The organism is Synechococcus sp. R6-7 (genome assembly GCF_047461695.1).
Lineage (GTDB): Bacteria > Cyanobacteriota > Cyanobacteriia > Thermostichales > Thermostichaceae > Thermostichus.
In genome coordinates, this window is the sequence record NZ_JANSHS010000107.1 from 1 (window position 1) to 6425 (window position 6425).

A 6425-nucleotide genomic window follows, 5' to 3' on the forward strand; every position below is an offset into this window, starting at 1 on the left:
ATCAACACCAAGGGAAGGGTGCCGGGGTTTTCCAGGCGGTGCTTGGTGCAGGGGGGAATGTAGGTGGACTCGTTGGAGCTCAGCAGCATCACCTCTTCTCCACGGGTAACCTTCGCTATGCCCCTGACCACGATCCAGTGCTCGCTGCGGTGGTAGTGCATCTGCAGGCTGAGCCGATGGCCAGGCTTCACCTCGATGCGCTTGATCTTGTACATCGGGCCTTCATCCAAAACCCAGAAGGATCCCCAAGGACGGGTTTCTGCTTGAGAGGGCACCAGCTCAAGCGCTGGAACTGCTGCTTCATTCACGTCCCGCACAGCCTGCAACATAAGATCACGTCCTTGCAAGGTCACCCTCATTCTCTCTCAGCGTCCGAGACCTCCTCATCGACAATATGGCTGAATTGGCCTACGCCAAAACTCGTAGATAAAGTCTCTCAGGCCAGGGAATGCTAATCTAGCCCTGTGTCCAGTTCCCAGACACGTCAGCCCATCCCCATACTTTTTCTGAAACTTGTTCTCATCAGACAACTCTTAAGGCTTGATTCGCTGTTGAATGAGTTGCCTTCTAACTTCTTGAAGCCGTTAAAGCAACCCATGTTTCTCACCAAGCTCAGGGCTTTCTTGCGGCTCTTCGGGTCTACCGGGATCCTGTTTCTGCTGCTGGCTAGCCTTCTGTGGGGTTTGAAGGAAGGCTGGAGCTGGGTGAGCTTGGAGATGCAGTTTCTTGGCTATAAGGGATCCGTGGCGGCCTTGGGGCCGGATCCGCGCCTGCCCATTGTGGGCACCACCTTTCCTCCCTTGCTGGTGATGGTCACGGCCATTCTGGGACGATCCCCGCTGTTGCTGCAGACCATCTTGGGCTCTTTGCTGCTGGGCTGGACGTGGCGGCAGTTACGCCGTTTGCCGGTGGAGGTGGGATGGCGCTGGCTATGGGGTTTGTTGATGGTGGTGCAGCCGACTTTGATCTTGATGCTGCTGCGCAGCCCTGTTTGGACAGCCACAGCAGGGTTGGTGGGGGTGAACATGGCCCTGCTGTTTCCCTTGAGTAAAGAGGAGCAGGCCAGGGCAGAGACTGGGGCGGATCCTGGCGAGCTGCCCGTTGCGCTGCGGCTACTGCTCATTGGGCTGGCACTGGGGCCTCTGATGGTGCTGCGTTGGGAAAGTGGGTGGCTGCTGCCCTGGGTGGCAGGGGTGCTGCTGTTGGCTTTTCGCAAACAGTCCTGGGGTTTTCGGCTGGCTTCGCTGCTGGTGGCAGGGTTTATCAGCCTGGCCCTGATGTTGAGCTGGCTGTACGTGAACTGGCTGTCGGTAGGGGATCCCTGGGCTTTCACCTACCAGGTGGGCAGCGGTCTGCGGCTGCCGCAATTGCGGGAAGACTTGCAGCAGGCGGGTGGCTGGCGGGGGGTGCTGGAGGCTGGGAAATGGCTGGCGGTGCTGGCCCCTGCCTATCTGCTGTTGGGGCTGGGATCCCTGCTGGGCCGAGGCCCGGGTCGCTGGGTATGGGCTCTGGTCTGGGGGATGCCGCTGGTCATCCTGCTGGCTTCTCTAGGGCAGGGGCTGTTTTTGCGGGAGCTGAGCCGCTTTGGCCTTTTCTGGGTGCCGCTGCCTTTGCTGATGGGCGCCTACTTGTGTCGCGGAGCCGGCCCCGGCTGGGCTAAGCGCCTGTTGATCACTGCCCTCTTGGGGTTGAACTGCCTCACTGCCGGTTATGGGGTGAGCCAAGAGCCGGGTTTCCTCATGCCCCTGGTGGCCGAGGAGCGGGATCTCTGGGAGCGGCTGGTTGGGGAGTTGTCGCCGCTTAGCTGGAACTTGGAAGCTGCCCAAGGGTTCTATGAGGTTACCCCCGCCGGACAAGCCCTAGAGGACTGGCGGAGGCTGCGGCAAGAAAAGCGGCAGGTTGGGCAGTATCTCTATCGCCACCTGTTGCCCGGGCGAAAAGTGCTGGTGGACGACGACATCCACTTTGAGGCTATCTTTTGGGCAAGGGATCCCCGCTCTTTCCTTACTCCTCACCAGTACGAGTTTGCCCTGGCCCTTCAGCATCCCCAGGAAAGGGTGGACTACCTCTTGGTAGCGGGGCTGGCGGATCCCTTGCGGAGCGCCGATCGCATCCTGCAATTTTGGCCTGAGCTCAATTTTGAGGGGCTGCCGGGCTTCAGGGAGGTTTATAGCTCCCCCCAAGTGCGGCTGTGGGCTCGCCAACACCAAGAGGAACCGCAGGAGGAGAGGAGATGAAAAGGAGACGATCCTGGCAGCGGCGACAGGTGCTGCAAGCGGGCGGAGCGCTGCTGGCTGCCTATGGGGTTGCCGGCTGTGGCCAGGAGTTTTTGAGTCAGCAGGGGAGTCGCAGCCCGGAAAATGCCGAGACGGGAAGCATGAACTTGTCAGAGCTGCTGGCCCGCTGGCAGGTGGGCATTGGCGAGGATCCCGGTCGCTTCCTCTGGGAAATCGAGTCGGATCCGCAGGTGGCGGCAGTGGCGCAGGGGTGGGATCCCCATTTCCTGAGCGGCTGGCTGAACAGCTTTGATCACCGCCAGGGGGATCTCTCCTTTTGGCGCAACTGGCACCAGGCCGGGCTTTTGCGGCAGTGGTTTGAGCGGGGCTATACCCTCCACATCATCACCTGGGAAGACGACACCCACCGCCCCTGCGGCGACTATCATATCTCCCCGCAATTTGTGGAGGACGTGGCCGAGCTGGCGGGCTATATTGCCCAAGCCAATCCTCAGGGCCGCCCCACCTACTGGAGCTTGGCTACTGAGTTTTCCTACTGGCGGATCCCGGCGGACACCTACAACGCCGACACTGCTCCCTACTACCAAGCCCTGATGCGCAATGTCCTCAAAGCCCGACAGGCCATCAAAGAGCGGCTGCCAGAGGCCGAAGTGGCCCTGTGCTGGGGGGGCTGGATTGCCACCTTTGACGACCCTTCCCAGGGGGCAGGCCGCAGCATGGTGGAGCCCTTTGCCGAGACCCTGAGCCGGATGGACGGGATCGCCTTCCAGTCGATGCGCCAGCGGCGGCCAGGGGAGTTTAACCCAGAGCTGAACGGCCCGGATCCCGGCAACCCAGAGCAAATCCGCCTCTGTTGCCGCCTGTTTTCCCCTATCCACTCCAACCTGATGTTGGCCCACTACGAGCCATCGATTAAGGACAAGCACCCCAGCGGCGGACGGGCCGACACCGTCCATACAGACTTTCAGCTCATGAGCCAGCCGGAGTGGCTGCGGGAAGTGTCTCAACTGGGGCTGCGGCGCTTTTCCCTCATGCACTACGGCCTCTACAAAGGGGATCCCTATGGGGCGCTGACCGCCGCTCGCCAATTCCGGGCACAGGTGGGCTTGCCGGCTGCCACCTCATAGTTAGCAGTCGTTCCAAAGCCGGTTTTGTCCCGGATCTTGGCCCAGAGCTTGATCCTGGGGATACAATCCCCCTGAAGCTGCCGGGATCCCTGCCATGGAGAAGCTGAGATTTCTAAGGGCAAGCCTGCTGGCGAGTCTAGTGGTTAGTGCAATGCCGCCGGAGCTGCCGGCCTGGGCAGGATGCGGTTTTCCCCGCGGTGCCGGCAAGACTTTTTTTTCGCTGCAGCCGGAGGTCTATCGGCCTCGCACCCGCTTTGATCAGGGGGGGCAACTGGGGCCTGCTCTCTCAGAATATGGGGAAACCCGCCTCAACCTTTTCGCCGAGACTGGCCTTAGCGATCAGCTCACTCTCAACCTCAACACCAGCTACGTTTTCATCGAAAATCGCTTTGCCAGCGGGGCTGACACCGTTACCCAGCGCAACCAGGGCCTGCGGGATCTGGAACTGGGCCTGCGCCATACTTGGGGGAACGGGGATCCCTTCTTCTCGGCTCAGCTAACGGCCTTGATCCCGCCGGGATATGCCACCCAAGACATTCCCCTGCCCTTGGGGTACGGTGTTTTCGGCTACGATCTCAAAGTTGGGGTGGCGGCCAATACCCAGTTGGGATCCCTGCCCGCCTTTTTCGACTCCTGCCTCACGTTCCGAGATTACTTGGGCTATCCCGGGGATCGGGTCAAGGCCAACTTAACCCTTGGGGCCGATTTGACTCCTGAGCTGCAGGCCATCCTGGCCCTGGATGGGGATTTTACGTTGGGCAACGGCGCGCCTTTGTTGTTCGGGGATTTGGCGGTTCAGGATCCCGACTACGACAACCTCAAGCTTTCGGGCCAGCTCAACTGGCGGCTAGAGGGAGGGTTAACGCTGGGCTTGGGGGGGTTTCAGTTCCTGGCCGGTCGCAACACCAATGCCGGCGGCGGCTTTACCGGCTATGTGTGGCTAAGTTACTGAAACCCAACAAAATGTTGCAGGATATCCCCTACGGTAACAGGGATCCGCAGGGGCAGATCTAGGATGAGTCTTGGCAAACTACGGCCCGGAGAACGGATCCCATGCCTCGATTTGAGAACCTCATTGCCGCCATCGATGGCAGCGGCCCCACTGAGCAAATGGTGCATACCCTTCTGTCTCTGCCGGCCTTTGCCCAGTGCCACGTGACATTGCTGCATGCGGTGCCTTCCCAAACGTCTGCCGAGGAGATGCGGGCTGCCTGGCAAAAGGGGCAGGAACTGCTGGCCCAAACCCTGCAGACTTTCCCCCCCCGCCCAGGGCTAAAGATCAGCACGCAACTGGTGGAAGGGGATCCCAAGGTGGTGGTGCTGCAGGTGGCCGAGTCTATGCCCAATCCCTTAATTGTCATGGGATCCCGGGGACGCAACCGCATCATGGCCATTTTGCAGAACTCGGTGAGCCAATATGTGTTCCAGCTCGCCTCCTGCCCAATGCTGCTGGTCAAAGACGACGCCTACGTCAAATACCCCAGCCATGTCATGGTGGCCCTCAACAACTCCCCCGCTGCCCAGGCCGCCTTTGCCACGGCCCTTGACTTGATCTCCGGCATTCAAGGGGCCCAGATCTTCCTGGCCTCTGTGCAGTTGGATGCCGACAACCCAGGCAGAGATGAGGCTCTAGATCGGGCAATCGATACCCTCAAAAACCGGCAAATCGGCCACCAAGTGTTAACTGCCGTCGGGGATCCGGGCACAGAAATTGTCCGCTTAGCCGCCGAGAGCAACGCCGATCTGCTGGTGATGGGATCCCCTGACCGCCGACCTACCATTGCCCGCAGCATTCCCGATTTGGATCGGCTGTTGGGGCGTTCCATCTCCGACTATGTGCGGGTGCACATCGGCTGCCCCGTGCTGATGGTGCGTTCCGTCCAAGACAGCGACTGAGCCAGGCTTCAAGGCAGTATGGAGCGGCGCTCTGTAACTCGGTCACTCTGCTGCTGGCGATCCGGGCTGACGGCCCAAGCTTCAAAGATCAGCTCAGGGACTCCGGGAGGGATGGTCATGCGGGTGAGGGCTTGCCACTGCCCCTGCTCGTCACGGGAGAAGTCCAGCAACCAACGGGGGCCATCCACCAAAGAGCGAGTGCGCCCGTGCTTCACCCAAAACTTGATCCAAAAAGGGGCTTGATGGCCTGCAGCAGGGTTGGTCGTGGGGGGCAAGCGCAACACCACATCGAAATTGTCTCCGGCTCGGAGTTGCTCGGGCACCACCAGTTGGGGAGTTGGACAAACCCCAGGCGGAGCGGGGGGCAGCAGCGAGTTTTCAGAGGGAGCTACAGGGCTACTCGGGATCCCGGCTGCCGCTTGCGTTGGCAAGATGGCCTCAGCTTGGGGTGGTAGGGAAGGGGAGGAGATGGGCGATGGCAACTCTGCCGTCTCTGCTTCGGGTAGGGGCTGAGCGGAGGGGTTGGGCGCAGATGGCAGGGGATCCTTTTCCGGGAAGGAGCGGAGGGCTTGGGTCTCGGCGGGCTGAACGGGCGAAGCTGAGTCCTCCTCTCGCTGTTGCTCGGCAACGCTGACGGAAATGGGGGCGCTGTGTTGCCAGATGCGCAGCAGCTTTTGCAAGGTTCGTTCGGGAGACAGCAAGGTTAAGGGGGGGTCTTCCCGCAACCGGGCCAGTGGGATGTTTGTTGCTCCCCAATACTGACGCGGAGGGGAGGCGGGAGGCAGCTCTCCGCCTTGTTGCTCCGCAACGCTGACGCGAAGGTCTCGACAGCGGACGGAAAACGGAATCGTCAAGGGCTGGGAAGGCCGGTCTGCATCCCGCCAGGAAGAGGGAGTGAGGGCCAGTTCCCCCCGCAAAGGACGGGTCCAAACGCGGCTTGGCAGGGTGATGGGAATGCTGAACACCGCCGTTCGGGCTTCAGCGGGAAATTGAATTAGCCGTTGCCCCTCGAAAACCGTGCTCTCCTCGCCTTCCTGCCAAACCCGTACCCGCAGCTCGCCGCTGCAGCCGATCCGCCCCGTCAACACCAGCACCTCCTCCGGGGATCCCTCCAATTCACTGTGCATTAGGGAAAACAGCTCTGGCGGGATGGCGACCTCTTTTT

6 protein-coding genes are annotated in these 6425 nt (G+C 61.0%); 4 read left to right on the forward strand and 2 right to left on the reverse strand.

From position 1 onward, the window contains the following. Window positions 1-329, reverse strand: a 329-nt coding sequence (locus NW815_RS03840) for a phosphomannose isomerase type II C-terminal cupin domain (RefSeq protein WP_414415727.1), incomplete at its 3' end; no start/stop codon positions are given. A gap of 267 nt (window positions 330-596) precedes the next feature. On the opposite strand from NW815_RS03840, the gene NW815_RS03845 reads away from it, so the two are divergent. From NW815_RS03845 to NW815_RS03860, 4 genes are all read left to right on the forward strand, one after another. Beyond that, a complete protein-coding gene (locus tag NW815_RS03845) occupies window positions 597-2237 on the forward strand; it encodes a hypothetical protein (protein ID WP_414415728.1) in 1641 nt (546 codons plus the stop codon). Then, complete coding sequence (locus tag NW815_RS03850; protein WP_414388845.1) at window positions 2234-3364, forward strand: hypothetical protein; 1131 nt, start codon at window positions 2234-2236, stop codon at window positions 3362-3364. Before NW815_RS03845 ends, NW815_RS03850 begins: the two co-directional genes overlap by 4 nt. A gap of 139 nt (window positions 3365-3503) precedes the next feature. Further along, on the forward strand, window positions 3504-4316 hold the full coding sequence (locus NW815_RS03855) for a hypothetical protein (RefSeq protein ID WP_414388847.1): 813 nt from the start codon (window positions 3504-3506) through the stop codon (window positions 4314-4316). 101 nt (window positions 4317-4417) lie between these two features. Further along, entirely contained in the window at window positions 4418-5260 is an 843-nt protein-coding gene (locus NW815_RS03860) for a universal stress protein (protein ID WP_414388848.1), read from the forward strand. An 8-nt stretch (window positions 5261-5268) separates the two neighbouring features. Here NW815_RS03860 and NW815_RS03865 read toward each other — a convergent pair. Beyond that, the coding region (locus NW815_RS03865) for a hypothetical protein (protein ID WP_414415729.1) at window positions 5269-6425 on the reverse strand (1157 nt) is incomplete at its 5' end.

What these genes read in the sequence shown, in the direction of transcription:
- NW815_RS03845 (WP_414415728.1), top strand. Translation starts at nt 597, where the DNA reads ATGTTTCTCACCAAGCTCAGGGCTTTCTTGCGGCTCTTCGGGTCTACC.
- NW815_RS03850 (WP_414388845.1), top strand. Translation starts at nt 2,234, where the DNA reads ATGAAAAGGAGACGATCCTGGCAGCGGCGACAGGTGCTGCAAGCGGGC.
- NW815_RS03860 (WP_414388848.1), top strand. Translation starts at nt 4,418, where the DNA reads ATGCCTCGATTTGAGAACCTCATTGCCGCCATCGATGGCAGCGGCCCC.